Below are 26,887 nucleotides of genomic sequence, written 5' to 3'. Positions count from 1 at the left end.
CCAGCGGCACGACTGCCCGCAGCTACGGCTAGACGGCGCCGGCGTCCAGCACTTCGGCCGCCGTCGTGTCCGCCGGGGACCGGTGGTCGAAGGCGATCAGCGGGTCGCCGGTCAGTGGGTGCTCCACGACGGCCGCCCGTACGCCGAACACCTCGGCCAGCAGGGCGGGCCGCAGGACCTCGCGGGGCGGGCCCGAGGCCACCACGCCGCCGTCGTGCAGCACATGCAGCCGGTCGCAGACGGAGGCGGCGGCGTTCAGGTCGTGCAGCGACACCAGGGTCGTACGGCGCTGGGCGCGCAACAGGGCGAGGAGTTCCACCTGGTGGCGGATGTCCAGGTGGTTGGTGGGCTCGTCCAGGACGAGGATCTCCGTCTGCTGCGCGAAGGCGCGGGCCAACAGGACGCGTTGGCGTTCGCCGCCGGACAGTTCGGTGAAGCGGCGCCCGTCGTGCTCGGCCATGCCGGCGTCCGCGAGGGCGCGGGCGACGATGTCCCGGTCGACGGTGTCCTCCCCGGCGAACGCCCGCTTGTAGGGCGTACGGCCCATGGCGACGACCTCGCGCACGGTCAGCTCGAAGTCGCCGCCCCGCTCCTGCGGGAGCGCCGCGACGCGCCGGGCGGTCTGGACGGGGCTCAGCTCGCGCAGGTCGGTGCCGGCCAGCAGCACCCGGCCCGCGGCGGGCTTCAGATGCCGGTAGACCGTACGCAGGAGCGTGGACTTGCCGCTGCCGTTCGGGCCGACGAGGCCGGTGATCTCGCCCTCGTCCGCGATCAGATGGGCTCCGGCGACGACCGTACGGCCCGCGTACGCGACGTGCAGGTCCTCGACGTCGATCCTCACAGTGGGCAACCCCGATCTCTCAACTTCCGCTCCCCAGCCGCCGGTCCAGCAGATAGAGCAGGGCCGGCGCGCCGATCAGCGAGGTGACGACCCCGACCGGCAGCTCCTGGTTGTCCATGGCCGTACGGCACACGATGTCGACCACGACCAGCAGCAGCGCCCCGAACAGCGCCGAGACCGGCAGCAGCCGGCGGTGGTCGCCGCCGACGACCAGCCGGCAGACGTGCGGGACCATCAGGGCGACGAAGGCGATCGCGCCGGACACCGCGACCAGGACGCCGGTCAGCAGGCTGGTCACGGTGAACAGCTCCCGGCGCAGCCGGACGACGTCGATGCCGAGGCCGGCCGCGGTCTCGTCGCCCATCAGCAGGGCGTTGAGGCCGCGGGCGCGGGCCTGGAGCAGCAGCAGGACGGCCGGCACCGCGACGGCGGGCACGGCGAGCAGCTGCCAGTTGGCGCCGCCGAGGCTGCCCATGAGCCAGAACAGCACGCTGTGGGTCTGCTGCTCGTCCCCGGCCTGGAGGACGAGGTAGCTGGTGAACCCGGACAGGAACTGGCCGATCGCCACCCCGGCCAGCACCAGCCGCAGCGGTGCGAACCCGCCGCCGCGCCGGGCCACCGCCCACACCAGGGCGAAGGTGGCCAGCGCGCCCGCGAAGGCCGCGGCGGACAGCCCCAGCCCGAGCGCGCCGCCCGCACCGACCCCGAGGACGATCGCGCCGACCGCGCCGAGCGAGGCCCCGTTGGAGATGCCCAGCAGATAGGGGTCGGCCAGCGGGTTGCGCACCAGTGCCTGCACGGCCGTACCGACGAGACCGAGCCCGGCGCCGACGAGGGCCGCCAGTACCGCGCGCGGGACGCGCAGCTGCCAGACGATGAGGTCGTTGGTGCCCGGCCGTGGCGGCTCGCCGGACAGCCGCCGCCACACCACGCCCCACACCTCGCCCGGCGGGATGGATGTGGAGCCCCAGGACACCGCAGCGGTGAGCGCGAGCAGCAGTGCCACGGCCAGGACCGCGGCGAGCGGCCCGGCGGGCACGGCGCGTGGCTGGGTGCGGGTTTCCGGGCTCTTCCGGCTCAGCAGGGCATCGGCCACGGTCAGCCGACCTTGCCCGGGTAGAGCTTCCGGGCGATCTGCTGGACGGTGTCGGCGTTGGTGACGCCCGCGATGGTCGTCTGCTCGGAGCCGATGCGCAGGAAGTTGCCGTCCTTGACGGCCTTGAGGCCCTTGGTGGCCGGGTTGGTCTCCAGCCACTTCTGCGCCTCGTCGAACGCCTTGTCGTTGGCGGCCTCGCTGCCCCGGTTGCGCACCCCGAGCTGGATCCACTCCGGGTTCTTGGCGATCACGTCCTCCCAGCCGACCTGCTGGAAGTCGCCGTCGCAGTCGGCGAAGGCGTTGCGGGCGCCGGCCAGGGTGATGACCGCGTTGGCGACCTGGCGGTTGCAGACGACGACGGGCTGCTTGGTGCCGGCGTCGAAGTCGAAGAAGAAGTATGTGGGCCGCTCGTCCTCGGGTGTGGAGCCGACCGCCTGCTGGACGGCGTCCACCTTCTGTTTCATGCCGTCGACGAGTTCCTTGGCCTTGTCGGCGGTGCCGGTGACCGCGCCGAGGGAGGTGATGTCCTCCTGAACGGCGGACAGGTCGGTCACCGGGGTCTTGTCCGTGGCCGCGCAGGCGGTGGACTTCAGGTAGACGCGTTTGATCCCGGCCGCCTTGAACTCCTCGTCGGTGGGCACGTCCGCCATCCCGCCCATGTCCATCGCCCCGAAGGTGTCGACGAAGACGTCGGCGCCGGAGCCGAGGAGCTTCTCCTTCGGGATCACGTACTCGCTCATCACCTCGATCTTCTGGGCCTGCGCGTCCAGTCCAGCGGGCAGGGTGCCCTTGCCGGGCGGGAAGCCGGTACCGATCACCTGGTCGCCGGCGCCCAGGCGGAGCAGCAGCTCCAGGCTGGAGGCGTTGCTGGTGACGATCTGCTGCGGGGCCTCGTCGAAGGTGGTCTCGGCGCCGGAGCAGTCGGTGACGGTCACCGGGTAGCCGTCGGAGACGGAGTTCCCGGCGGGGGCGTCGCCGGCCGAGTCGTCGTTCCCGCCGCCGCAGCCCGCCGCCAGCAGGCCGCCGAGCACCACGGCCGTCGTTCCCCACCACGCGCGGATACGCATCACACCACTCCAGGATCCATCGGTACACGGGAGGACGAGTGCCACCCGCACCAGTAGTCGGACCGGGCTCGGCTCAAGTTCCCGTCCGGATCGGCCACTTGGGACCGGGCGGGTGGTCACCACCCGTCCGACGTGGGCAGGACCACCACCGCCTGGGTCTCGATCCGTCCGCTGTCCTCGAAGTGCAGCGTGAACCGTACGAGGTCGCCCGTACGCCAGTCCGCCTTCGCCCGCACGGTGATGTCGAGGCCGTAGGGGGACATGTCGAGGCGTTCACCGGCCGGAATGATCACGGAGTCCACCGCCTTCCCGGTCGCCGCCGCGTCGCCGGTCATGTTGTGCCGGCTGAGGGTGCCCTCCCCGCCCAGGGTGTCCGAGGACGTCACCTTGGTCAGCCGGTCGCCCATGCCGCCGGAGTTGGTGATCCGGAAGAACGCCGCGGTGTCCCCGCTCTCGCTGTTCGGCAGGAAGACCCGTCCCCCGCTGACCTCGATCCGGGGCCCACTGCCCGCATTGCCGGCAGCGGTCCACGCGGTCAGCGCCCCCAGGGCGATGCCGCAGGCGGCGACGGGGGCGACGGCGGCCCTCAGGGTGTCGGCGAGCCGCCGTCGGGTGGGCCGCCACGACGCTCCGCTCATGCGTCACCCCTCCCGGCCGGTATCAGGCTCTCGGCGGGCGGCGGCCCGCCGTCCCCGGCAGCCGCTCCGCGGCTCTCCCCGTCGGCCCGGCCACTCCCCCGGCCGGATGACGGCTGCCAGGCGCGCAGACGGAGGCTGTTGGTGACCACCAGGACCGAGCTGACCGACATGGCGGCGGCGGCCAGCATCGGGTTGAGCAGGCCGACCATGGCGAGCGGCACGGTGACGACGTTGTAGCCGAAGGCCCACAGGAGATTGGTGTGGATGGTGGACAGGGTGCGCCGGGCGAGCCGTATCGCGTCCACGAGCGCCTCGATGTCACCGCGGACGAGCGTCACGTCGGCCGCGCCGATCGCCGCGTCCGTGCCGCCGCCCATGGCGATGCCGAGGTCCGCCCCGGCGAGCGCGGCCGCGTCGTTGACGCCGTCGCCGACGACCGCGACCCGGCGGCCGCTCTCGCGCAGCTCCCGTACGAGGTCGGCCTTGTCCTCGGGGGTGCAGCGGGCGTGCACCTCCTCGATACCGAGCGCGGCGGCGACGGCGCGGGCCGGGGCTTCCCGGTCGCCGGTGGCGAGCACCGGCTCGACGCCGAGCCGGCGCAGCCGGTCCACCGTCCGGTAGCTGCCGGGCCGTACGACGTCACCGATCTCGATCAGCGCCTGGGTCTGCCCGTCCACGCGGACCAGGACGGGCGTGTGCGCGGCGGCCTCCGCGGCGGGGAGCGCGTCCGTCAGCGCCTCGGGCAGTTCGTCGTCCGGTGCGACGACCTCGACCAGCCGACCCTCGACCCGGCCGCGTACGCCCCGGCCGGCCGTGGCGGTGAAGTCGGCCACCTCCGGCAGCGGGGCCCCGGGCAGGGTGCGGGTCGCGTACGCGACGATCGCCCGGCCCAGCGGATGCTCGGAGCCCTGCTCCACTGCCGCGGCCAGCCGCAGCACCTCGTCCCGGCCGGGGCCGTCCGGTACGGCCGTGACGCGGGCGACGGTCATGTGCCCGGAGGTGAGGGTGCCGGTCTTGTCGAGGACGACGGTGTCGATGTGTTCGAGGCCCTCGAGGGACTGCGGGCCCCTGACCAGGATGCCGAGTTGGGCGCCCCGGCCGGTGGCGGCCATCAGCGCGGTCGGGGTCGCCAGACCCAGGGCGCACGGGCAGGCCACGACCAGGACGGCCACGCATGCGGTGATCGCCGCCTGCGGGTCGGCGCCGGCTCCGAGCCAGAAGCCGAGCACGGTCACGGCCAGCGCGAGCACCACCGGCACGAACACCCCGGCCACCGAGTCGGCCAGCCGCTGCGCCTTCGCCTTGCCGGCCTGGGCCTCGGTCACCAGCCGGGTGATACGGGCGAGCTGGGTGTCGGCGCCGACGGCGGTGGCCCGCACCAGCAGCAGCCCGCCCGCGTTGACGGCCCCGCCGACCACGGCGGATCCGGGCGCGACCTCGACCGGCTCGCTCTCCCCGGTGACCAGCGACAGATCCACGGCGGAACTGCCCTTGACCACCTCGCCGTCGGTGGCGACCCGCTCACCGGGCCGTACGACGAAGACCTGCCCGACCGTCAGCTCCTCGATGGGAACGAGACGTTCGGAGCCGTCGTCGTCGCGTACGGAGACCTCCTTGGCGGCGAGCTCCGCCAGCGACCGCAGGGCGGCCCCGGTGCCGTGCCGGGCCCGCGCCTCCAGGAAGCGTCCGGCCAGCACGAACAGCGGTACGGCGACCGCGGCTTCCAGGTAGACGTGAGCCATGCCGTCGTCCGAGGCGTCCGGCAGCAGACTGAACGCCATCCGCATCCCGGGATCGCCCGCGCCGCCGAGGAACAGCGCGTACGCCGACCAGGAGAAGGAGGCCACGACGCCGAGCGAGACCAGCGTGTCCATGGTCGCCGTCGAGTGCCGCAGCCCGCGCAGCGCGCGCAGATGGAACGGCCACGCGCTCCACACGGCGACCGGCGCGGCCAGCGCGAAGCACAGCCACTGCCAGTTGCGGAACTGCCAGGCGGGCGCCATGGACAGCACCAGCACGGGCACCGCGAGCAGCGCGGTGATCAGCAGCCGGTCCCGCTCCTGCCGCATGGCATCGGCCTCGGGGTCGGACCCGGCCTCGTCCTGTGTACGCCTCCGCTCCCGGGGTGGCGCGGGCAGTGCGGCCGTGTACCCGGCCTGTTCGACCGTCGCGACGAGTTCCTCGGGGCGGATGTCCGGTGGATGGCTGACCCGGGCGCTGCCGGTGGCCAGGTTGACCGTCGCGGTCACACCCTCCAGCTTGGCCAGCTTCTTCTCGACCCGCCGCACACAGGCCGCGCAGGTCATTCCGCCCACGGTCAGGTCCGTGGTGAGCAGCGGGGGTGCCGGTTCCGTGGCCATCAGTGGCCACCCATTCCCGGCATCTCGTCGGTCTCCGGGTCCGTGCCCGTGCCCGGGTCGTCCTCGACGCCGTTGCTCGTGCCGGAAGGGCGCATGCCGGGCGCGACCGGTCCGGCTGCGGATCCGACGGCGTACGACACCGTGAAGACCAGGGTGAGGAGCAGGAGGAAACCGCACAGGGCGGGTGGTGGCGCCAGTCTTCGCAGCGCCTGGACGCCCGTTCCTCGGGAGGTTTGCTGTGCTTGTTCCATCACCGGCCTCCTGACCTGTACCGGTTACAGAGGTCGGGGCTGGTGAGGGGCGGGTTCCCGGACGATTTTGTGGTGTACGTCACATGTAAGCCAGAGGTGGTCGCGGTCACATCCGGACGTAGTACGGAGTCCGCCCGGGCTTCAAGGGTGAACGGGCGAGGACAAGGTCACAGCCCGGTCCTCTGCTGCTCAGGTGTCCACCTGGCCTACCATCCGAGCCATGACGGTCCTGCCCGACGACGGGCTCACTCTGGCCGCCGAGTTCTCCGACGCGACCCGTGAACAGTGGCAACGCCTCGTGGCGGGCGTCCTGCTCAAATCGGGCAAGGAAGTCGAGGGCGCTGCGGCCGAGGACGCCCTGTCCACCACGCTCGAGGACGGACTGCGCGTCCGCCCCCTGTACACCGGTCACGACACCGCGCCCGAACCCGGCCTGCCCGGCTTCGCACCCTTTGTGCGCGGCAGCCGCGCCGAGGGCAACACGGCCGGCGGCTGGGACGTACGACAGCGGCACACGACGCCCGACACCGACGCGGTCCTCGCGGACCTGGAGAACGGCGTCACATCGCTGTGGCTGGTGGTCGGCGAGGGCGGCATCCCGGTGGCGTCGCTCGGCCGGGTCCTCGACGGCGTGTATCTCGACCTGGCGCCCGTCGCCCTGGACGCCGGGGCCGATGTCGAGTCCGCCGCGCGGGAGTTGCTGCGGCTGTACGAGGAGCGGGGCGTCGGCAGGGATGCGGCGCGCGGCACCCTGGGCGCCGACCCGCTGGGGCTCGAGGCCCGGACCGGGCAGCCGTTCGACTTCGCGCCGGTGGCCGGACTTGCCCGGCGGTGCGCCGAGGAGTATCCGGGGCTGCGGGCGCTGACCGTGGACGCGCTGCCGTACCACGAGGCCGGCGGCTCCGCCGCGCAGGAGCTGGGCGCTTCACTGGCGACCGGTGTCGCCTATCTGCGGGAGCTGACCGGGGCGGGGCTGAGCGTCGGACAGGCCTGCGCACAGCTGGAGTTCCGGTACGCGGCCACCGCCGACCAGTTCCTGACGATCGCCAAACTGCGGGCGGCGCGCCGACTGTGGGCACGGGTGGCCGAGGTGTGCGGAGCCCCTGGCGCACAGGTCCAGCACGTCGTGACCTCGCCGGTGATGATGACGCGCCGCGACCCGTGGGTGAACATGCTGCGCACCACCGTCGCCGCGCTGGCCGCCGGGGCGGGCGGCGCCGACGCCGTCACCGTGCTCCCCTTCGACCACGCGCTCGGTCTGCCGGACGCGTTCGCGCGGCGCATCGCCCGCAACACCTCCACGATCCTCATCGAGGAGTCGCACCTGTCCCGGGTGATCGACCCGGCGGGCGGCTCCTGGTACGTGGAACGGCTCACCGACGAACTCGCCCAAGCGGGCTGGGAGTTCTTCCAGGGTATCGAGCGGACCGGCGGGCTCGCGGCCGCCCTGCGCTCGGGCCGTCTCGGGCAGGACCTGGCCGACACCTGGGCGGCACGTACCGACAAGCTCGCCAAGCGGCGCGAACCCATCACCGGTGTCAGCGAGTTCCCGCACCTCGCCGAGCGGCCGGTGGAGCGTACGCCCGCTCCCGCCGCCCCCTCCGGCGGGCTGCCGCGCGTGCGGCGCGACGAGGCGTACGAGGCACTGCGCGCCCGCTCCGACGCCCACCTCGCGGCGACCGGCAGCCGGCCGCGGATCTACCTCGCCGCCCTGGGCCCCGCCGCCGCGCACACCGCACGCCTCACCTTCGCCTCCAACCTGTTCCAGGCCGGCGGCATCGAGCCGGTCACCGAGGGCACCTTCGAGGACAGCGGCGCCACCGAGGCCTGCCTGTGCTCCAGCGACGCGCTGTACGAGGAGCAGGCCGCGCAGGCCGCCGAGGACCTGCGGAAGGCGGGCGTCCGCCAGGTGTTCCTGGCCGGGCGTCCCGGTCAGTACAGCGGTGTCGACGCCTACGTCTTCGCCGGCTGCGACGCCGTTGCCGTGCTCTCCGCCACCCTCGACCGCATGGGAGTGTCCTGATGGGAGGAATCCCCGACTTCGCCGGAGTCGAGCTGGGGACCCCGGCCGCCGAAGGGGGCGCCGACGAGTGGCGCACGGCCGTGAAGAAGGCAACCGACGGCGACGACCTGCTCTGGGAGACCCCGGAGGGCATCACCGTCAAGCCGCTGTACACCGGGCAGGACCTGGCGGGCCTGGACTTCCTGGACACCTACCCGGGCATCGCGCCGTACCTGCGCGGCCCGTACCCGACGATGTACGTCAACCAGCCCTGGACGATCCGCCAGTACGCGGGCTTCTCCACGGCGGAGGAGTCCAACGCCTTCTACCGGCGCAACCTGGCGGCCGGTCAGAAGGGTCTGTCGGTCGCCTTCGACCTGCCGACGCACCGCGGCTACGACAGCGACCACCCGCGGGTGACCGGTGACGTCGGCATGGCGGGCGTGGCGATCGACTCGATCTACGACATGCGGCAGCTGTTCGACGGGATTCCGCTGGACAGGATGACCGTGTCGATGACGATGAACGGCGCCGTGCTGCCGGTGCTCGCGCTGTACATCGTGGCGGCGGAGGAACAGGGCGTACCGCCCGAGAAGTTGGCCGGGACCATCCAGAACGACATCCTCAAGGAGTTCATGGTCCGCAACACCTACATCTATCCGCCGAAGCCGTCGATGCGGATCATCTCCGACATCTTCGCCTTCACCTCGCAGCGGATGCCCCGCTACAACTCCATCTCCATCTCCGGCTACCACATCCAGGAGGCCGGCGCGACGGCCGACCTGGAGCTGGCGTACACCCTCGCCGACGGCGTGGAGTACCTCCGGGCCGGGCGGGAGGCCGGGCTGGACGTGGACGCGTTCGCGCCGCGGCTGTCCTTCTTCTGGGCGATCGGCATGAACTTCTTCATGGAGATCGCCAAGCTGCGGGCGGCCCGCCTGCTGTGGGCCAAGCTGGTCAAGCAGTTCGACCCGAAGAACGCCAAATCCCTTTCTCTGCGTACCCATTCGCAGACCTCTGGCTGGTCGCTGACCGCGCAGGACGTGTTCAACAACGTGACCCGCACGTGCGTGGAGGCGATGGCCGCCACGCAGGGCCACACCCAGTCGCTGCACACCAACGCCCTCGACGAGGCCCTCGCCCTGCCCACCGACTTCTCCGCGCGGATCGCCCGCAACACCCAGCTGCTCATCCAGCAGGAGTCGGGCACGACCCGGGTGATCGACCCCTGGGGCGGCAGCGCCTACGTCGAGAAGCTGACGTACGACCTGGCCCGCCGTGCCTGGCAGCACATCCAGGAGGTCGAGCAGGCGGGCGGCATGGCGCAGGCCATCGACGCGGGCATTCCGAAGCTGCGCGTGGAGGAGGCGGCGGCGCGCACGCAGGCCCGTATCGACTCCGGGCGGCAGCCGGTGATCGGCGTGAACAAGTACCGGGTGGACACCGACGAGCAGATCGAGGTCCTCAAGGTCGACAACTCCTCCGTGCGCGCCCAGCAGATCGAGAAGCTGCGGCGGCTGCGCGAGGAGCGCGACGAGACCGCCTGCCGGGACGCGCTGGACGCGCTGACCCGGGCCGCGGGCGGCGACGGCAACCTGCTGGAGCTGGCGGTGCACGCGGCCCGCGCCAAGGCGACCGTCGGGGAGATCTCCGACGCCCTGGAGAAGGTGTACGGACGGCACGCGAGCCAGATCCGTACGATCTCCGGCGTGTACCGAGGCGAAGCCGGCGAGTCCCCGTCCGTCGACCGCACCCGCGCGCTCGTGGACTCCTTCGAGGAGGCCGAGGGCCGCCGCCCGCGCATCCTGGTCGCCAAGATGGGCCAGGACGGCCATGACCGCGGCCAGAAGGTGATCGCCACCGCGTTCGCCGACCTCGGCTTCGACGTGGACGTCGGCCCGCTGTTCCAGACGCCCGCCGAGGTCGCCCGGCAGGCGGTGGAGGCGGACGTGCACATCGTGGGCGTCTCCTCGCTGGCCGCCGGCCACCTCACGCTCGTACCGGCGCTGCGCGAGGAGCTGGCGGCGGAGGGGCGCGAGGACATCATGATCGTGGTGGGCGGAGTGATCCCGCCGCAGGACGTGCCGACCCTGCTGGAGATGGGCGCGGCGGCCGTGTTCCCGCCGGGGACGGTGATCCCGGACGCGGCACACGACCTTCTGCGGCGGCTGGCGGCCGACCTCGGACACGAGCTGTGATCGATCTCGACGCGTATGTGAAGGGTGTGCTCGACGGGAAGCGGGCGATGGTGGCCCGGGCCATCACCCTCGTCGAGTCCACCCGGCCCCAGCACCGGGCGCTGGCGCAGGAGTTGCTGACCGAGCTGCTGCCGCACAGCGGGAAGGCGCGGCGGATCGGGGTCAGCGGGGTGCCCGGCGTGGGCAAGTCGACGTTCATCGACGCGTTCGGCACGCTGCTCACCTCGCTCGGCCACCGGGTCGCCGTGCTCGCCGTCGACCCGTCGTCGAGCCGTACGGGCGGCTCGATCCTGGGCGACAAGACGCGGATGGAGCGCCTGGCCGTCGACCCGGCGGCGTTCATCCGGCCCTCCCCCACCGCCGGCACGCTCGGCGGCGTCGCCAAGGCGACCCGCGAGTCGATCGTGGTGATGGAGGCCGCGGGCTACGACGTGGTGCTGGTGGAGACGGTCGGCGTCGGCCAGTCGGAGACCGCGGTGGCCAACATGGTCGACTCCTTCCTGCTGCTGACGCTGGCCCGCACCGGCGACCAGCTGCAGGGCATCAAGAAGGGCGTCCTGGAGCTTGCGGACGTGATCGCCGTGAACAAGGCGGACGGCCCGCACGAGCGCGACGCCCGCGCCGCGGCACGGGAGTTGTCGGGCGCCCTGCGTCTCATGCACGGCAAGGACGCCGCCTGGACCCCGCCCGTCCTGCACTGCAGCGCCCGTGAGTCGACCGGCCTGGACACCGTGTGGGAGCGCCTGGAGCAGCACCGCACCCTCCTGGACTCCACCGGCCGGCTCGCCGCCAAGCGCCGCGACCAGCAGGTCGACTGGACGTGGAACATGGTCCGCGACGAACTGCTGGGCCGCCTGCACGCGGACCCGGCGGTACGGGCCCTCGCACCGGAACTCGAACAACGGGTCAGGGACGGTCAGTTGACGGCCACGCTCGCGGCGGAGCGCCTGCTCGACGCCTTCGAGGGGTCCGGCGACGGCGCGTCCCGCGGGGCGTGAGCGGGCGTCCGCCGTCCGCACGCCTCCCGGGGTGCGCTTGTCTCCACCCCTGACCGAGCACTACTGTCACCACGCCTTGGTGCACGGGAAATCCGGTGAAATGCCGGTGCGGCCCTCGCCACTGTGATCGGGAAGTCCGGCTCCGGCCCTTACGGGCAGCCACTGGGTCCTTGTGACCCGGGAAGGCGGAGCACGGGCGGTGGTACCCGTCAGCCAGGAGACCGGCCAAGGCACGTCAACCATCCACGAGGTGCTGGAGAGGGTCTGCTGAGCCATGCACATAGCCGAGGGTTTTCTGCCTCCTGCGCACGCGGTCGCCTGGGGCGCCGCGTCCGCGCCGTTCGTCGTCCACGGAGTCCGGTCACTCACCCGTGAGGTCAGGGAGCACCCCGAGAGCACACTGCTCCTCGGCGCCTCCGGAGCCTTCACCTTCGTCCTGTCGGCCCTGAAACTGCCCTCGGTGACCGGGAGTTGCTCCCATCCCACCGGCACTGGGCTGGGCGCGATCCTGTTCCGGCCGCCGGTCATGGCGGTGCTGGGCACCATCACCCTGCTCTTCCAGGCGCTGCTGCTCGCGCACGGCGGCCTGACCACGCTGGGCGCCAACGTCTTCTCCATGGCGATCGTCGGTCCGTGGGCCGGGTACGGGGTGTACCGGCTGCTGCGCCGGTACGACGTGCCGCTGATGGGCGCCGTGTTCTGCGGCGCGTTCGTCGCCGATCTGTCCACGTACTGCGTCACCAGCGTGCAGCTGGCGCTCGCCTTCCCCGACCCGGGCAGCGGATTTCTGGGCGCGCTCGGCAAGTTCGGCTCCATCTTCGCCGTCACCCAGATCCCGCTCGCGGTGAGCGAGGGGCTGCTCACGGTGCTGGTGATGCGTCTGCTGGTGCAGTCGAGCCGGGGTGAGCTGACCCGGCTCGGTGTCCTCCTCACCAAGAAGGCCGGCACCGAGGCGGTGGCCGGATGAGCCGGAACGCGAAGATCAACTCCCTGTTGCTGCTTCTCGTCGCCGCGCTGGCGGTGCTGCCGCTGGCTCTCGGTCTCGGCGACGACGAGGAGGAGCCGTTCACGGGCGCCGACGGGCAGGCGGAGAAGGCCATCACCGAGATCGAGCCGGACTACGAGCCCTGGTTCTCGCCCCTGTACGAGCCGCCTTCCGGCGAGATCGAGTCGGCGTTGTTCTCGCTGCAGGCGGCGATCGGCGCGGGTGTCCTCGCCTACTACTTCGGGCTGCGGCGCGGGCGTCGGCAGGGCGAGAAGCGGGCGCTGGAGCGGCAGGGCGCCGACGGCGCCGACGAGCAGGTCTGAGTGCTGCCCATCGACGCGGCGGCGCACAGCAGTCGCTGGCGCCGCCGCCACCCCGTGGACAAGGCCGTGCTCGGGCTGGGTCTCACCCTGCTCGCGATCTCGCTGCCGCCCTGGCCGGGCGCCGCCCTGGTCCTGGTGACGGCGCTCGTGGCGCTGCTCGGTCCGGCGGGCGTGCCCCGGCGTCGTCTGTGGCGGGCCTACCGGGTGCCGCTGGGGTTCTGTGTGACCGGAGCGGCCACCCTGCTCGTGCAGGTCGGCGGGCCGGGCGGGTTCGTGTCCCTGGCCGACGAGGGCCCGGTGCGCGCCGGGGAACTGCTGCTGCGCACCTCGGCCGCCTCGCTCGGCGTGCTGCTGTTCGCGTTCACCACCCCGATGTCCGATCTGCTGCCGCGGCTGGTGCAGGCCGGGGTGCCGGCGCCGGTCGTCGACGTGGCGCTGGTGACGTACCGCATGAGCTTCCTGCTGCTCGACTCCGTGCGCCGGATCCGGGAGGCGCAGGCCGCCCGGCTCGGCCACACCACGCGGGCCGCGACCTGGCGTTCCCTGGCCGGGCTCGGCGCGACCGCCTTCGTCCGGGCCTTCGACCGGGCGGCGCGGCTGCAGACCGGGCTCGCCGGACGCGGCTATGACGGCACCCTGCGCGTCCTGGTGCCCGAGGCCCGCGTCTCCGTCCGCTTCACGGCCGCGAGCACCGCACTGCTGGCGGCGCTGGCCGCCCTCACCTTCGTACTGGAAAGGCCGCTGTCATGAGCGAGCCCGCGCTCGTCGCCCTGCGGGGCGCGTCCTTCGCCTACGACGAGGGCCCCGTCGTGCTCGACGGCCTCGACTTCGCGGTGCCCGAGGGGCGGGCACTGGCCCTGCTCGGGCGCAACGGCAGCGGCAAGACCACGCTGATGCGGCTGCTCAGCGGCGGACTGCGGCCGCACAGCGGGCAGTTGACGGTGGAAGGCCGGCCGGTGTCGTACGACCGGAAGGGCCTGACCCGGTTGCGGACCACCGTCCAACTGGTCGTGCAGGATCCGGACGACCAGCTGTTCGCCGCTTCCGTCGCGCAGGACGTGTCCTTCGGTCCGCTGAACCTGGGGCTGTCCGACGCCGAGGTGCGCTCCCGCGTCGCCGAGGCGCTCGACGCCCTGGACATCGCCGGGCTGGCCGACCGGCCCACGCACCTGCTCTCCTACGGGCAGCGCAAACGGACCGCGATCGCCGGTGCCGTCGCCATGCGCCCGCGGGTGCTGATCCTCGACGAGCCGACCGCCGGGCTCGACCCCGACGGTCAGGAACGGCTGCTCGCCACCCTCGATGCCCTCCGCGAGAGCGGCACGACCGTGGTGATGGCGACCCATGACGTGGATCTCGCGCTGCGCTGGGCCGACGACGCGGCCCTGCTCACCCCGTCCGGCGTCCGCACGGGGCCCGCGCCCACGGCGCTGGCCCGCACGGACCTCCTCCGGCAGGCCGGGCTGCGGCTGCCGTGGGGCGTCGCGGCGGCGGAACTGCTGCGGGCGCAGGGGCTGTTGGGCGAGCACGTCGCCGGTCCGCGGACGGCGGAGGAGCTGGCCGCCGTGACGGCGACCGCCTTGTGATGCATGCCATACCGCCCGCGGCAGTTTTTTACCCGGCTCGATGATTGCGGGGCGCCTGCGATCCGTATTCCTTGGCGTCCGGAGCCGTTCGCACCAGGAGGCAGAATGCGCCTTACGCGCAGCATGGTCGGAGCCGTCTTCATGGGCGGCGCGCTGACCCTGACCATCGCGGCCCTCGCCTACCCCGCCATGCTGGGGGTCGAGAACACGTCGAGCGCCCAGGATCGCGTCATCGCCAACACCCCGTACGGGCCGCTCACCGAGGCCGACCGCGACTTCGTCGTCAAGGTGCGTGCGGCCGGGCTGTGGGAGTACCCGCTCGGGATGATGGCGATGGAGCGCGGCACCACGCCGGAGATGAAGGAGGCCGGCGAACACCTGGTCGCCGGGCACGCCCGGCTCGACGCGACCTGCCGCAAGATCGCTCCCGAGCTCGGCATCACGCTGCCCAACCAGCCCTCCCCGCAGCAGGAACAGTTCGTGGCGACGGCGGACGCGGAGCGCGGCAAGCAGTTCGACACCACCGCGGTGAACATCATGCGCACCGCGCACGGGGGGATCTTCCCGGTCGTCGCCAAGATCCGCGCCAGCACCAAGAACACGCTGGTCCGGGCGCTGGCCGACCAAACCAACGACACCGTGCTCGACCACATCACGGTTCTGGAGAAGACCGAGATGGTCAACTTCGACCAGGTGAACTTCGCCCAGACCAGCCCGCCGAAGATGCCCAGGGAACAGGTCACCCCGCCCCCGCCGCAGCCCGGCGCCCCCGTCGTGGCCCTCACCGAACCCCCCGGCCTGGACGTGAACACCAGCTCCCCGACACCCACGCCCACGGCCAACTCGACGGCCCGCTGACGGGGCGTCCGCTCAGGCCGAGCGCTTGCGGGACGTGGTCTTCTTCGCGGCGGTCTTCTTCGTCGTGCTTTTCGCGGTGCTCTTCGTGGACGCCGTCTTCTTTCCCGTCTGCGTCGACCTGGCGGTCGGCTTCTTCGCCGTGGACTTCCTGCCCGCGGGCTCCTTGGGCGCGCTGCGGCTCGTCCTGCGCCGGGGGAGCTCGCGGACCTCGGCCGGCTGTTCGCCGCGGGACTCCTTCGCCGCCCTGACGCTGCTCTCCAGGGCGGCCATCAGGTCGATGACCTTGCCACCCTTCGCCGGCTCGGGGGCCTCGGGGGGTGCCTCGCCGGCGGCCTTCGCGGCGATGACCTCCTCGACGGCCTCGCGGTACTCGTCGTGCAGGTCCTCGAGGTCGACCTCGCCGAGGGTGTCCATCAGGGTGTCCGCGAGGTCGAGTTCCTTGTCGCGGACGGTGACGTCGGTCTCGGGGGCGACGCCCTCGGGGGCGCGGACCTCGTCCGGCCACAGCAGCCCGTGCATGACGATGACGTCGCCGACCACCCGCAGCATGCCCAGCCGCTCCCGGCCGCGCAGCGCGAACTTGGCGATGGCGACCTTGTTGCTGCGTTTCAGGGCCTCCCGCAGCAGGGTGTACGGCTTGGCGGCCGGGGCGCCGCTCGCCGCGAGGTAGTACGCCGCGTCCATCTGGAGCGGATCGATCCGTTCGCCCGGCACGAAGGCCACGATCTCGATCGTCTTCGCGGTCGGGAGGGGCAGATGGGCCAGATCCTCGTCCGTGATCGGAATGATCGACCCGTCCGCGCCCTCGTAGCCCTTGCCGATCTCCGCCCCGCTGACCTCGCGGTCCTCCAGCTCGCAGAACTTGCGGTACCGGATCCGCCCGCCGTCCTCCGTGTGGATCTGGCGGAACGAGATCGAGTGGCTCTCCGTGGCGTTCACCAGCTTGACCGGGACGCTGACGAGGCCGAACGAGATGGCGCCGTTCCATATGGATCGCACATCCAGCACCTTTCATGGCGGCATCAAGCTGTATCAGGCGATATCACCCGGTTTCATGTGATTCTCATCGTATGACGCCGATCACAGAGGTGGAGGGGCGGCGGGTCGCGCTGAGCAATCTCGAGAAGGTGCTGCACCCGGCGACCGGGTTCACCAAGGGCGAGTTGCTGCACTACTACGCGACGACCGCCGACGTGTTGCTGCCGCATCTGCGGGATCGGCCGGTGTCCTTCCTGCGCTACCCGGACGGGCCCGACGGGCAGGTCTTCTTCACCAAGAACGTGCCGCCGGGTACGCCCGAGTGGGTCACCACCGCCGAGGTGCCCCGTTCGGAGGGTCCGGCCCGGATGGTGCTCGTGCAGGACCTGCCGAGCCTGATGTGGGCCGCGAACCTGGTGACCGAGTTCCACACGCACCAGTGGGTGATCCAGGAGCCGGCGATGGCCGACCGGCTGGTCTTCGACCTGGACCCCGGGGCACCGGCGACCGTCGTCCAGGCTTGCGAGGTCGCGCTGTGGCTGCGGGAGCGGCTGGCGGCGGACGGCATCGACGCGTACGCGAAGACATCCGGGTCGAAGGGGCTTCATCTGCTGGCCGGCATCCGGCCGACCCCCTCCGACCAGGTGTCGGAGTACGCCGAGGAGCTCGCCATGGAGGCGGAGAAGGCGATGCCCCGGCTGGTCCTGCACCGGATGACGCGCAGCCTCAGACCGGGCAAGGTGTTCGTCGACTGGAGCCAGAACGCCGCCCGGAAGACGACGGCGACGCCGTACACCCTGCGGGCACGGGCCACGCCGACGGTGTCGGCGCCGGTGACCTGGGAGGAGGTCGAGGCGTGCGGGGACGTCGGCCAGCTGACCTTCCAGGCCGGCGACATCGCCCCGCGCGTGCAGGACTACGGCGATGTACTGGCCCCGCTGCTCGACCCGGAACAGGCCGGCCGGCTGCCCTGACCATCCGGGCACCCCACCTGCAATGCGCTCACACCCGGGCCCACGTGTTCCGGTCCCGGGCCATCGCGTGCAGGGCCTCCACGTCCGCCGGTTTCAGGACTCCCCCGAGCCGCGCCAGCCCGGCGAGGTCGGTGTCCTGCAGGACGCGGACCTCGCGCACCGGCCCGTCGAGGGACACGCGGGCCGGGCCGACCAGGGCCAGCACGGGGTGGACCTCGGCCGTCAGGGCGTACGAGGCACGGTCGGCGTCCGCACGCACCCGGCGCAGCAGCGGCCGCGCCTCCCGCCGCCCCGGCGTGACCATGGGGTCGGCGACCAGGATCCGCTGCTTGCGGGCGTACAGCGTGTGGATCGCGAAGAGTCCGCCGGGGCCGATCAGCAGATGGTGGATGCGGTCGCCGCCGGGCAGCGGAACGGAGTGCAGGGTGTGCCAGCCCGCGCCGTCCAGCCGGTCCAGCGCCTCCCCCACCGTCTGCTCGGCCTCCAGCGCCCGGCGCCGGGGATCGGTGCGCAGCCGGGGCACCGGGCCGCCCGGATTCCGGTCCAGGGCGATCAGGAGGGCCTCGCCAGGGCGGTTGGGCGCCAGGTCGTCGTCCGGGTGCAGGGAGAGACGGGCCAGCTCGGCCGGGGTGGGCACCGGTGGCGGGCCCACCGTGACCGGGCCGGTCAGGAAGGGGCGCAGGGCCTGGAGGACATCCTCTCTGCGGTCCTCGCCGATCAGGTTGACCCGGGCCGCCTCACGGTCGTACCAGGCGATGTTCCTGCCGTCCGTGAGGCAGACGTACAGCCGTTCCCGACCGTGTTGCCAGGTCGGTACGACGCGCAGTCCGCTCATGCACATCACCCCATGACCATGGGAACAGGCGGGGTGCTCCAGGGGCAAGAACCCGGTTACCTTTGAGAGGAGTTGGGCAGGCCCTCGGGAGGAGCCGTTGCGTACCCGCAGGAAGCAACCCGACGTACCGGCTCCGGACAGCCCGTGGGACGAGATCGTGCCCGGTCTGTGGATGGGCGGGCACGAGTTCACGGGCCGTTCGGGCGAGGTGGAGTTCGCCGTCGTGCGGAACGAGTTCGATCTCGTCCAGACCCTTCTGCGGCTGCCCGGCCACGGCCCCGACCCGGGCGTCGAGCACCAGGTGTGGCCCATCCCGGACGGGCCCCTGGACGGCACCCAGCTCGCGGGCGTGATCCGGCTGGCCGAGGCCGTCTGCGACGCGCTGGACCAGGGACGCCGGGTCCTCGTCCGCTGCTACCACGGCTACAACCGCTCCGGCCTGGTCATCGCCCACGCCCTGGTGCACGGCGGCAGCTCCGTGGAGGCCGCGATCCGGCTGATCCGCGCCCGCCGCTCGCCCTGGGCGCTGCACAACGACCTGTTCGTGGAGTATCTGCGGGCGGGGCTGCCGACGGTGCGGTTACTGGAGGAGCTCGCCGAGTAGCCGTGGGCCGTCCGCCCACCGAGCGGATACGCAAAAAGGAATTCCCCACGAATAAGGTGTACGCGGCCCGACCACCGTGAACCATGAACCACAGGAGCGCAGTGCCCCTCCGTCTCCCCCCGCGCACCACCCCCGTGCGCGTCCTCGCCGTCCTCGCGGCCGTCCTTCTGGCGGCGACCGCCACGGCCTGCGGTGACGCGGGCGGGCTGCGTGGCGCGGGGGCGACACCGACCGCGGTCGGCCCGGCCCGGCTGTGGCCCGAGCTGCCGCCGGCGTCCAGCCCCGCCTTCGAGATCGGCGAGGTGGACCGGAAGGTCATGAAGGGTGTCGACGTCCCCGGCGACGACATCCGCACGGTGGACCCGGTCGCGGTGGTCCGCACCGAGATCGCCGCGAGCCCGGGCGACTACCAGGGGAGCAAGGCGCCGTACCGGGAGACGGCCCGCCGGATGGCGGAGTGCGGCAGGGCCGGGGACCGGACCCGGTGCCCGGTCCTCGAGCCGTACTTCCGGGATCTGACCGGCGACGGGCGCCACGAGCTGACGCTGGGCTTCCGGCTGCTGCCCGGCGAGCTGACCGCCGTCCGCGTCTACACCGTCGACAGGCACCGGCTGATGCAGGTCATGGCGTACGACGACGCCCTGAGCGGGGTGGAGATCGCCGGGCGGTCGGTGATCCTGCGCGCGCCGTCCGAGGTCACGGGCTACGAGTACCGCCTGCAGTGGACCTGGGACCCGGAGCAGCGCGCGATGCTGCTCACGCATGACGAGATGCTGCGCACCGGCAAGCGGGAGGACTCCCCCCGCCCGTCCGTCACGCCCTCGGCGAGCCCTCGATGAGGCTCACGCTGCCCCGCTGGGCCGGCACCCTGGCCGTGAAGTCCGCCCTCTTCATCACGGCGATGTGCTGCGCCCTCGCCGCGCTGCTCGGCGTCCTGGTGCATGTCTCGGTGACGCACCGGACGGTCGGCGAGGCCCGCGACCTCGCGCTGTCCCGGCTGGCGGACGCCACGGCGGCGTACGAGGCCGGGGACCCGCTGGTGCCGGGCGCCGGCCTCGACCCCGACGGGCTGCCCGCGCCGCTGCGTGAGCTCGCGGCGGCCGGGGACCGCGGCACGATGGTCGCCGACCGGCAGGGCCGCCCCACGATGTGGGCGGCGGGCCCCGCCGACCGCGGCCGGGTCCTCGCGGTGGCCGTCGACTACTCGCAGCAGGCGCGCACCATCGACGGCCTCGACCAGGCGATCGGCTGGTCGTCGGCGCTCGCGACCGGGGCGACGGTGCTGGTGGGGGTGTTCGCGGTGACCCGGGTGACCCGGCGGCTGCACGCCACGGCGCAGGTCGCGCGGCGGATCAGCGCGGGCGACCTGGACGCGCGCGTGCACGACGCCCGTACCCGCGATCCGAGCCGGCCGCAGGACGAGGTGGCCGCGGTGGCCGCCGCGCTGGACTCCATGGCCGCCTCGCTCCAGGGCAAGCTGCAGGCCGAGCAGCGGTTCACCGCGGATGTGGCGCACGAGCTGCGCACCCCGCTGACCGGCCTGCACGCGGCGGCGGAGCTGCTGCCGCCGGGCCGCCCGACCGAGCTGGTGCGGGACCGGGTGGCGGCGCTGCGCACCCTCACCGAGGACCTGCTGGAGATCTCCCGGCTGGACACCCGGCGGGAGCGGCTGGACCTGGCCGTCGAGGAACTGGGCGTACTGGCCGGCCGGGTCGTGCGGGCCTCCGGGACCGAGACGCGGGTGCACATCGTGCGGGACGCGCGCGTGGAGACCGACCGGCGGCGGCTGGAACGCGTGCTGGGCAACCTGGTCGCGAACGCGCACAAGCACGGGCGGCCACCGGTGGTGCTGACGGTGGACGGGCCCGTGGTGACCGTGCGGGACCACGGGGACGGCTATCCGGAGTACCTCCTGGCGCACGGGCCGCAGCGGTTCCGCACGGAGGGCGGCTCGAAAGGGCACGGACTCGGCCTGACGATCGCTCTCGGGCAGGCGGAGGTGCTGGGCGCGCGCCTGGAGTTCGGCAACGCACCGGACGGCGGGGCGGTGGCGCGGCTGACGCTTCCTCCGACTCCGCCGAACGGGGGCCCGGCGGTCCCCGATGGCGCAGCATGACGGGAGAACAACTCTCCTCATTTGGGTAAGTTCCGGGCATGACGAAGGCCGGAACCGGAACCACCGTGGCAACGGACGCACCCGCTCCCGCGCTCCGCATCCCCCGGCGCCGTGGCATCGAACTCGCCCTCATCGTCCTGGCGGTACTCCTCTCGGTGTACGGCTACTGCGCTGTCGGCCTCGCCCGGCACGGCGCCGTCCCGCCCGGCGCCATGGGCTACGGCGCCGGGCTCGGCGTCCTCGCGCTGCTCGCCCATCTGACGGTCCGTCTCCGCGCCCCGTACGCCGATCCGCTGCTGCTGCCCATCGGTGTCCTGCTCAACGGCCTCGGCCTGGTGCTGATCTACCGGCTGGACCTGCAGACGCCGGGTGACCGGGCGGCCCCCGCCCAGCTCGTCTGGTCGACCCTCGGGGTGGCCCTGTTCATCGTGGTCGTCGCCGCGCTGCGCGACTACCGGGTCCTGCAGCGCTACGCGTACGTCTGTGTCGCCGCCGCCCTGGTCCTGCTCACCCTGCCGATCCTGTTCCCGGCCGTGAACGGCGCCCGGATCTGGATCCGGATCGCCGGATTCTCCATCCAGCCGGGCGAGTTCGCGAAGGTGCTGCTGGCGGTGTTCTTCGCCGCGTACCTGGCCGCGAACCGCAGCGCGCTGGCGTACGCGGGCCGCCGCATCTGGCGGTTGCAGTTTCCCACCGGCCGGGTCCTCGGGCCGGTCGTCGCCATCTGGCTGCTGAGCGTCTGCGTCCTGATCCTCGAACGCGACCTGGGCACCTCGCTGCTCTTCTTCGGCCTGTTCGTGGTCATGCTGTACGTCGCGACCGGCCGCACCGGCTGGATCGCGGTCGGTCTGCTGCTCGCGACGCTGGGCGCGGTCGCCGTCGGCCGGATGGAACCCCATGTGGCCGCCCGGATCCACGACTGGCTGCACCCGTTCGCGTCGATCGACGCCGGCCGGGGCCCCAACCAGCTCGCGCAGTCCCTGTTCGCCTTCGCGGCGGGCGGCATGCTCGGCACGGGCCTCGGGCTCGGCCACTCCCCCCTGATCGGCTTCGCCGTCAAGTCCGACTTCATCCTGGCCACGGCGGGCGAGGAACTCGGCCTGCTGGGGCTGACCGCGATCTTCCTGCTCTACGCCCTGCTCGTCGAGCGTGGCTACCGGGCCGGCCTCGCCCTGCGCGACCCGTTCGGCCGACTGCTCGCGGTGGGGCTCGCGTCGATCGTGGCGCTCCAGGTGTTCGTCATCGCGGGCGGGGTGACGGGCCTGATCCCGCTGACCGGCATGGCGATGCCGTTCCTGGCGCAGGGCGGCTCCTCGGTGGTCACCAACTGGGCGATCGTGGCGCTGCTGATCCGGGTGAGCGACTCGGCCCGCAGACAGTACGACGGGCGGGTCGCCCCGTGACCCGGCACATCAGGCACGCCGCCGCCTTCTGCGCCCTGCTGCTCGTCGCCCTGCTGCTCAACGCGTCCCGCATCCAGGTCGTCCAGGCCCCGGCGTACGACGACAACCCCGCCAACCGCCGTCAGAGCATCGCCCGTTACGGCCAGCCGCGCGGCGACATCCTGGTCGGCGGCCGGCCGGTCACCGGCTCCGAGGACACCGGCGAGCAGCTCCGCTACGAACGCACCTACGTGAACGGCCCGTTGTACGCCCCCGTCACCGGCTTCGCCTCACAGGAGTACGGCACGTCGTTCCTGGAGCACGCCGAGGACAGCACCCTGTCCGGCACCGACCCGATGCTCTCGCCGTTCCCCCTGTGGTCCGACCTCACCCGGGCGCAGAATCCGGGCGGTGACGTCGTCACCACGCTCAACGCGGCGGCGCAGCAGGCGGCGTACCGGGGGCTGGGCGGACGCACGGGTGCGGTGGCGGCGCTGGAACCGGCGACGGGACGGATCCTGGCGCTGGTCTCCACTCCGTCGTACGACCCGGAGTCGCTGTCGGGGAACGGCCCGTCGGTGACCCGTTCCTGGCTGGGACTGAACGCGGACCCCGCCAGGCCGATGCTGAACCGGGCGGTGCGGCAGACGTATCCGCCGGGCTCGACCTTCAAGGTGGTCACCGCGGCGGCGGCACTGGACGCCGGCGTGATCAGGCACGTCGACCGGCCCACCCGCTCGCCCGACCCGTACACCCTGCCCGGTACCACGACGCCGCTGCGCAACGCGGCCAAGGGCTGCCGGAACGCCTCACTGCGGGTGGCCTTCGAGCGGTCCTGCAACACGGTGTTCGCGAAGCTGGGCGTGGACGTGGGCGTGACCGGCATGGCGGCGACCGCCCAGGCGTTCGGCTTCAACGACACGGGGCTGCGGATCCCGTACCCGGTCTCCCCGAGCAGCTTCGACACCAGGGTCGACCGGGCGCAGCTGGCCCTGTCGTCCATCGGGCAGTACAACACGCGGGCCACGCCGTTGCAGATGGCGATGGTCTCGGCGGCCGTGGCCAACCGCGGGCAGCTGCGGGAGCCGTATCTCGTGGAGCGCACGACCACGAACCGGGGTGCGACGGTGTCCACGGCCGGTGCCCGCCCGGTCCGCCAGGCGATGCTCCCGTCCACCGCGGCCCGGCTGCGGGAGCTGATGCGGGGCGTGGTGGAGGACGGCACCGGCACCAACGCCGCGATTCCCGGCGCGACGGTCGGCGGCAAGACCGGCACCGCCCAGCACGGCATCGGCAACACCGGTATGCCGTACGCCTGGTTCGTGTCCTGGGCGCAGGCCGAGGACGAACCGGAGCCGAGGGTCGCGGTCGCCGTGGTGGTGGAGGAGGACGCGGCGGCGCACCGGGGGCACATCAGCGGGGCCGGGGTGGCGGCGCCGATCGCCCGGGCGGTGATGGCGGCGGTGCTCAGGTCATGAGAAGCCGTCAGTCGGGGGAGGCGCCCGCTTCGATCGCCTCCGTCACCTCCGCGACCCGCTCCTGTTCCTCGGCCGCGAAGCGCTCGGCGTCGAGCCGGTCCGCGATCTCCTCGTCCTGGGACATCAGCAGGTCGAGGTTGGCGTCACCCATCTCGAGGACGCCCATGTCGACATAGGCCTGCTGGAGGCGCTTGCCCCACAGGCCGATGTCCCTGACGCAGGGGACGATGCGGCTGAAGAGCAGCTTGCGGAAGAGGGCGAGGAACTCGGACCGCTCGGTGTACTCCTCGGCCTCCGCCTTCGGGATGCCGAAGTTCTCCAGCACCTCCACGCCCCGCAGCCGGTCGCGCATCAGGTAGCAGCCCTCGATGACGAACTCCTCGCGTTCGCGCAGTTCGGCGTCGCTGAGCTGCCTGTAGTAGTCGCGCAGGGCCATCCGGCCGAAGGCCACATGCCGGGCCTCGTCCTGCATGACGTACGCCAGGATCTGCTTCGGCAGCGGCTTGTTCGTGGTGTCCCTGATCATGCCGAAGGCGGCCAGGGCGAGGCCCTCGATCAGCACCTGCATGCCGAGGTAGGGCATGTCCCAGCGGCTGTCGCGCAGGGTGTCGCCGAGCAGGGACTGGAGGTTGTCGTTGATCGGGTAGAGCATCCCGATCTTCTTGTGCAGGAAGCGCCCGTAGATCTCCGCGTGCCGGGCCTCGTCCATGGTCTGTGTCGCCGAGTAGAACTTGGCGTCCAGGTCGGGAACGGACTCGACGATCCGCGCCGCGCAGATCATCGCGCCCTGCTCGCCGTGCAGGAACTGGCTGAACTGCCAGGCGGAGTAGTGCCGCCGCAGTTCACCCCGGTCCTTCTCGGTGAGCCTCGTCCAGTGCTTCGTGCCGTACAGCGAGAGCGCCTCGTCGGGGGTGCCGAGCGGGTCGTACGGGTCGACCTCGAGGTCCCAGTCGATCCGCTTCTGCCCGTCCCACTGCTTGTCCTTGCCCTTCTGGTACAGGGCCAGAAGACGGTCGCGGCCGTCGTCGTACTCCCAGCTGAACCGGGCCGCACCGGTCGCGGGCACCGGCCAGAGGGGGACTCCGGGGTCCATGGCGTACTGGTCGAAGGTCGGCATGGTGCGCAGGTTCACACGTAGTAGACGCGGGGTCAACAAGTCGCGCGCAGGGGATTGACGGCCTTGCTGACAGGCAGTCTCATAGCGGCATGACATCCCTCACCGAAACCGACGCACTCGAAGGACTGCGCGACGCGCTCGGCCTGCTCAAGGACCGCGAGCAGGTGGCCGAGCGGCTGCTCGACTCCTCAGCGAAGCACTCCTTCGACCCGGACAAGGAACTCGACTGGGACGCGCCCTTCGAGGAGGGCAAGTGGTTCTGGCCGCCGGAGTTGGTGTCGTTGTACGGCACGCCGATGTGGAAGCGGATGAGCGAGGAGCAGCGCATTCTGCTCTCCCAGCACGAGGCCGCCGCGCTCGCCTCGCTCGGCATCTGGTTCGAGCTCATCCTGATGCAGCTGCTGGTCCGGCACATCTACGACAAGGCGGCGACGAGCGCACACGTCCGCTACGCCCTCACCGAGATCGAGGACGAGTGCCGGCACTCCAAGATGTTCGCCCGGCTGATAGCGCACGGTGAGACGCCCTGGTACCCGGTGAGCCGCACCCACCAGCAGCTCGGCCGCCTCTTCAAGACCATCTCCACCACGCCCGGTTCCTTCACCGCGACCCTGCTCGGCGAGGAGGTCCTCGACTGGATGCAGCGGCTGACCTTCCCGGACGAGCGTGTGCAGCCACTGATCCGGGGCGTGACACGCATCCACGTCGTCGAGGAGGCCCGCCACGTCCGCTACGCCCGCGAGGAACTGCGCCGCCAGATGGTGACCGCCCCCAAGTGGTCCCAGGAGTTCGCCCGCATCACCTCCGGCGAGTTCGCCCGCGTCTTCTCGGTCGCCTTCATCAACCCCGAGGTCTACACCAACGTGGGCCTGGACAAACGTGAGGCAATGGCCCAGGTCAAGGCAAGCGCCCACCGCCGCGAGATCATGCAGACGGGCGCGAAGCGCCTGACGGACTTCCTGGACGACATCGGAGTACTGCGAGGAGTCGGCCGACGGCTGTGGAAGTCGTCCGGGCTCCTGGCCTAGCTGCGGGCAGTCGTGCCGCTGGGGCGATGGGGGTCCCCCCGCTCGAGCGAAGCCGAGAGTGGGGGAGGGTGGGCGCAGCGGCACCCCGCAGCGCCGGGCTGCGCACCCACCCCGGCGCCAGCCCCCATGCCGAGTGCCGATTCAAGCGACCGCACGATTACGCTGCGGTCATGACCCCCGCCACCCCCGCCTACCGCCGCCTGAGCGTAGAGGAACGCCGCACCCAACTCCTGACCGCCGCCCTCACCCTCTTCGCCCACCGCGCCCCCGAGGACGTCTCCCTCGACGACGTGGCGGAGGCAGCCGGGGTCTCCCGCCCTCTGGTCTACCGCTACTTCCCGGGCGGCAAGCAACAGCTGTACGAGGCCGCCCTGCGTTCCGCCGCCGAGGAACTCGAGCAGTGCTTCGACGAGCCGAGACAGGGCCCGCTCCTCCCCCGCCTGCGCCGCGCCCTGGACCGCTATCTCGCCTTCGTCGACCAGCACGACGCCGGCTTCAGCGCCCTCCTCCAGGGCGGCAGCGTCGTCGAGACGTCCCGCACGACCGCCATCGTGGACGGCGTACGACGGGCCGCGGCCGATCACATCCTGCGGCACCTGGACATCACGGAACCAACCCCCCGGCTGCGAATGACCGTACGCATGTGGATCACCGCCGTGGAGGCGGCCTCGCTGATCTGGCTCGACGAGAACAAGCAGCCGCCCGTCGACGAGCTGCGGGACTGGCTGGTGGAGCAGTTCGTCGCGGTGCTCTCGGTGACCGCCGCCCGCGACCCCCAGACCGCCTCGGTCGTGCAGGCCCTCGCCTCGGCGGGCACCTGAAGCGGACACCCGGGACGAATACCTGAGACTGGTCCCGTGAAGAGCGAAGACACCCCCTTCGAGGGCGGGCCCATGGACGGCCGCGTCCTGCCCGTGCTCCTCGGGCTCACCGGGCACCCGCCCAAGACGTACCGCATCCCCGTGCCGGACCCGCACGGCGGCCCGCCCACCGTGCTGGTCTACCGCCGCGTGCCACGAGGACACGGCCGGCTCACGCAGCGCTGGAAGTACGTCCACGACCCCAGCGGCGACCAGGGCGGCAGCCGCCTCAGATGGCCGTGGTCCAAACCGGATGCCAAGCCCGACGCCACGCCGGGCAGCAAACCGGACGACGCCGACGGGTGACCTGGT

26 protein-coding genes and 1 riboswitch are annotated in these 26,887 nt (G+C 72.2%); of the genes, 17 read left to right on the top strand and 9 right to left on the bottom strand.

Translation table 11 applies throughout. From position 1 onward, the window contains the following. Positions 1-28: 28 nt before the first annotated feature. From ACFVJQ_RS30375 to ACFVJQ_RS30350, 6 genes are all read right to left on the bottom strand, one after another. The gene (locus ACFVJQ_RS30375; protein ID WP_385513401.1) at positions 29-841 is read right to left on the bottom strand and encodes an ABC transporter ATP-binding protein; all 813 of its coding nucleotides are present in this window, start codon (positions 839-841) and stop codon (positions 29-31) included. A 19-nt stretch (positions 842-860) separates the two neighbouring features. Continuing rightward, entirely contained in the window at positions 861-1,937 is a 1,077-nt protein-coding gene (locus ACFVJQ_RS30370; RefSeq protein WP_385788692.1) for a FecCD family ABC transporter permease, read from the bottom strand. Between the two features lie 2 nt (positions 1,938-1,939). Then, positions 1,940-3,004, bottom strand: coding sequence for an ABC transporter substrate-binding protein (locus tag ACFVJQ_RS30365; protein ID WP_385513307.1), 1,065 nt, complete (start codon positions 3,002-3,004; stop codon positions 1,940-1,942). Between the two features lie 116 nt (positions 3,005-3,120). Further along, positions 3,121-3,642 (bottom strand): copper chaperone PCu(A)C, encoded by a 522-nt coding sequence (locus ACFVJQ_RS30360; protein ID WP_385788690.1) that lies wholly within the window; start codon positions 3,640-3,642, stop codon positions 3,121-3,123. Continuing rightward, positions 3,639-6,002, bottom strand: a complete 2,364-nt coding sequence (locus ACFVJQ_RS30355; RefSeq protein ID WP_385788688.1) for a heavy metal translocating P-type ATPase — start codon at positions 6,000-6,002, stop codon at positions 3,639-3,641. The genes ACFVJQ_RS30360 and ACFVJQ_RS30355 overlap by 4 nt, the downstream gene beginning before the upstream one ends. Next, complete coding sequence (locus ACFVJQ_RS30350; RefSeq protein WP_385513310.1) at positions 6,002-6,253, bottom strand: hypothetical protein; 252 nt, start codon at positions 6,251-6,253, stop codon at positions 6,002-6,004. Before ACFVJQ_RS30350 ends, ACFVJQ_RS30355 begins: the two co-directional genes overlap by 1 nt. Positions 6,254-6,473: 220 nt before the next feature. Between ACFVJQ_RS30350 and ACFVJQ_RS30345 the strand changes: the two genes are divergently transcribed. From ACFVJQ_RS30345 to ACFVJQ_RS30310, 8 genes are all read left to right on the top strand, one after another. Further along, positions 6,474-8,276: a methylmalonyl-CoA mutase family protein gene (locus ACFVJQ_RS30345; protein ID WP_385788686.1), complete on the top strand. Its 1,803-nt coding sequence runs from the start codon at positions 6,474-6,476 to the stop codon at positions 8,274-8,276. After that, complete coding sequence (scpA, locus tag ACFVJQ_RS30340; RefSeq protein WP_385788684.1) at positions 8,276-10,453, top strand: methylmalonyl-CoA mutase; 2,178 nt, start codon at positions 8,276-8,278, stop codon at positions 10,451-10,453. The genes ACFVJQ_RS30345 and scpA overlap by 1 nt, the downstream gene beginning before the upstream one ends. After that, positions 10,450-11,451 carry a methylmalonyl Co-A mutase-associated GTPase MeaB gene (gene meaB, locus ACFVJQ_RS30335; RefSeq protein WP_385788682.1) on the top strand — a complete coding sequence of 334 codons (1,002 nt, stop codon included), beginning with the start codon at positions 10,450-10,452 and terminating at the stop codon, positions 11,449-11,451. Before scpA ends, meaB begins: the two co-directional genes overlap by 4 nt. Before the next feature lie 60 nt (positions 11,452-11,511). After that, a riboswitch (cobalamin riboswitch) is annotated at positions 11,512-11,696 on the top strand. 29 nt (positions 11,697-11,725) lie between these two features. Then, positions 11,726-12,418 carry an energy-coupling factor ABC transporter permease gene (locus ACFVJQ_RS30330; protein ID WP_385788680.1) on the top strand — a complete coding sequence of 231 codons (693 nt, stop codon included), beginning with the start codon at positions 11,726-11,728 and terminating at the stop codon, positions 12,416-12,418. Next, on the top strand, positions 12,415-12,759 hold the full coding sequence (locus tag ACFVJQ_RS30325) for an energy-coupling factor ABC transporter substrate-binding protein (protein ID WP_385513315.1): 345 nt from the start codon (positions 12,415-12,417) through the stop codon (positions 12,757-12,759). Before ACFVJQ_RS30330 ends, ACFVJQ_RS30325 begins: the two co-directional genes overlap by 4 nt. Continuing rightward, positions 12,760-13,509 (top strand): cobalt ECF transporter T component CbiQ, encoded by a 750-nt coding sequence (gene cbiQ / locus ACFVJQ_RS30320; RefSeq protein ID WP_385513316.1) that lies wholly within the window; start codon positions 12,760-12,762, stop codon positions 13,507-13,509. It abuts the gene before it with no gap. After that, the gene (locus ACFVJQ_RS30315) at positions 13,506-14,345 is read left to right on the top strand and encodes an energy-coupling factor ABC transporter ATP-binding protein (protein WP_385513317.1); all 840 of its coding nucleotides are present in this window, start codon (positions 13,506-13,508) and stop codon (positions 14,343-14,345) included. The genes cbiQ and ACFVJQ_RS30315 overlap by 4 nt, the downstream gene beginning before the upstream one ends. A gap of 105 nt (positions 14,346-14,450) precedes the next feature. Next, positions 14,451-15,203 carry a DUF4142 domain-containing protein gene (locus ACFVJQ_RS30310; RefSeq protein WP_385513318.1) on the top strand — a complete coding sequence of 251 codons (753 nt, stop codon included), beginning with the start codon at positions 14,451-14,453 and terminating at the stop codon, positions 15,201-15,203. Positions 15,204-15,215: 12 nt separating this feature from the next. Here ACFVJQ_RS30310 and ACFVJQ_RS30305 read toward each other — a convergent pair whose 3' ends face one another. Next, entirely contained in the window at positions 15,216-16,211 is a 996-nt protein-coding gene (locus tag ACFVJQ_RS30305; protein WP_385788677.1) for a Ku protein, read from the bottom strand. A gap of 62 nt (positions 16,212-16,273) precedes the next feature. On the opposite strand from ACFVJQ_RS30305, the gene ligD reads away from it, so the two are divergent. Next, positions 16,274-17,155, top strand: a complete 882-nt coding sequence (gene ligD, locus ACFVJQ_RS30300) for a non-homologous end-joining DNA ligase (protein ID WP_385513320.1) — start codon at positions 16,274-16,276, stop codon at positions 17,153-17,155. Between the two features lie 28 nt (positions 17,156-17,183). Here the strand turns inward: ligD and ACFVJQ_RS30295 are convergent, their stop codons facing one another. Further along, the gene (locus tag ACFVJQ_RS30295) at positions 17,184-17,990 is read right to left on the bottom strand and encodes a nuclease-related domain-containing protein (protein WP_385513321.1); all 807 of its coding nucleotides are present in this window, start codon (positions 17,988-17,990) and stop codon (positions 17,184-17,186) included. 97 nt (positions 17,991-18,087) lie between these two features. Here ACFVJQ_RS30295 and ACFVJQ_RS30290 point away from each other — a divergent pair, with 97 nt between their 5' ends. The 5 genes from ACFVJQ_RS30290 to ACFVJQ_RS30270 all read left to right on the top strand — a co-directional run bounded on the left by ACFVJQ_RS30290 (position 18,088) and on the right by ACFVJQ_RS30270 (position 23,570). Further along, entirely contained in the window at positions 18,088-18,594 is a 507-nt protein-coding gene (locus tag ACFVJQ_RS30290) for a dual specificity protein phosphatase family protein (protein ID WP_224735427.1), read from the top strand. A 101-nt stretch (positions 18,595-18,695) separates the two neighbouring features. Then, complete coding sequence (locus ACFVJQ_RS30285) at positions 18,696-19,433, top strand: hypothetical protein (protein WP_385788674.1); 738 nt, start codon at positions 18,696-18,698, stop codon at positions 19,431-19,433. Then, the gene (locus ACFVJQ_RS30280; RefSeq protein WP_385513323.1) at positions 19,430-20,710 is read left to right on the top strand and encodes an ATP-binding protein; all 1,281 of its coding nucleotides are present in this window, start codon (positions 19,430-19,432) and stop codon (positions 20,708-20,710) included. The genes ACFVJQ_RS30285 and ACFVJQ_RS30280 overlap by 4 nt, the downstream gene beginning before the upstream one ends. Positions 20,711-20,748: 38 nt before the next feature. Further along, positions 20,749-22,113: an FtsW/RodA/SpoVE family cell cycle protein gene (locus ACFVJQ_RS30275; protein WP_385513324.1), complete on the top strand. Its 1,365-nt coding sequence runs from the start codon at positions 20,749-20,751 to the stop codon at positions 22,111-22,113. Beyond that, positions 22,110-23,570 (top strand): peptidoglycan D,D-transpeptidase FtsI family protein, encoded by a 1,461-nt coding sequence (locus ACFVJQ_RS30270; protein WP_385788671.1) that lies wholly within the window; start codon positions 22,110-22,112, stop codon positions 23,568-23,570. The genes ACFVJQ_RS30275 and ACFVJQ_RS30270 overlap by 4 nt, the downstream gene beginning before the upstream one ends. Positions 23,571-23,577: 7 nt before the next feature. Here the strand turns inward: ACFVJQ_RS30270 and ACFVJQ_RS30265 are convergent, their stop codons facing one another. Then, positions 23,578-24,687, bottom strand: coding sequence for a ferritin-like domain-containing protein (locus ACFVJQ_RS30265; protein WP_385513326.1), 1,110 nt, complete (start codon positions 24,685-24,687; stop codon positions 23,578-23,580). Positions 24,688-24,776: 89 nt separating this feature from the next. Here ACFVJQ_RS30265 and ACFVJQ_RS30260 point away from each other — a divergent pair, with 89 nt between their 5' ends. From ACFVJQ_RS30260 to ACFVJQ_RS30250, 3 genes are all read left to right on the top strand, one after another. Continuing rightward, on the top strand, positions 24,777-25,715 hold the full coding sequence (locus ACFVJQ_RS30260; protein WP_385788669.1) for a diiron oxygenase: 939 nt from the start codon (positions 24,777-24,779) through the stop codon (positions 25,713-25,715). 170 nt (positions 25,716-25,885) lie between these two features. After that, positions 25,886-26,536, top strand: coding sequence for a TetR/AcrR family transcriptional regulator (locus ACFVJQ_RS30255; RefSeq protein WP_385513327.1), 651 nt, complete (start codon positions 25,886-25,888; stop codon positions 26,534-26,536). 36 nt (positions 26,537-26,572) lie between these two features. Continuing rightward, a complete protein-coding gene (locus ACFVJQ_RS30250) occupies positions 26,573-26,881 on the top strand; it encodes a hypothetical protein (protein WP_385513328.1) in 309 nt (102 codons plus the stop codon). Positions 26,882-26,887 lie beyond the last annotated feature (6 nt).

This window comes from Streptomyces sp. NPDC127197 (genome assembly GCF_042672405.1).
In the GTDB taxonomy this organism is placed as follows: Bacteria; Actinomycetota; Actinomycetes; order Streptomycetales; family Streptomycetaceae; genus Streptomyces; species Streptomyces flavusporus.
Note: the sequence above shows the minus strand (reverse complement) of the source record. Positions and strands in the feature narration are given on the sequence as shown.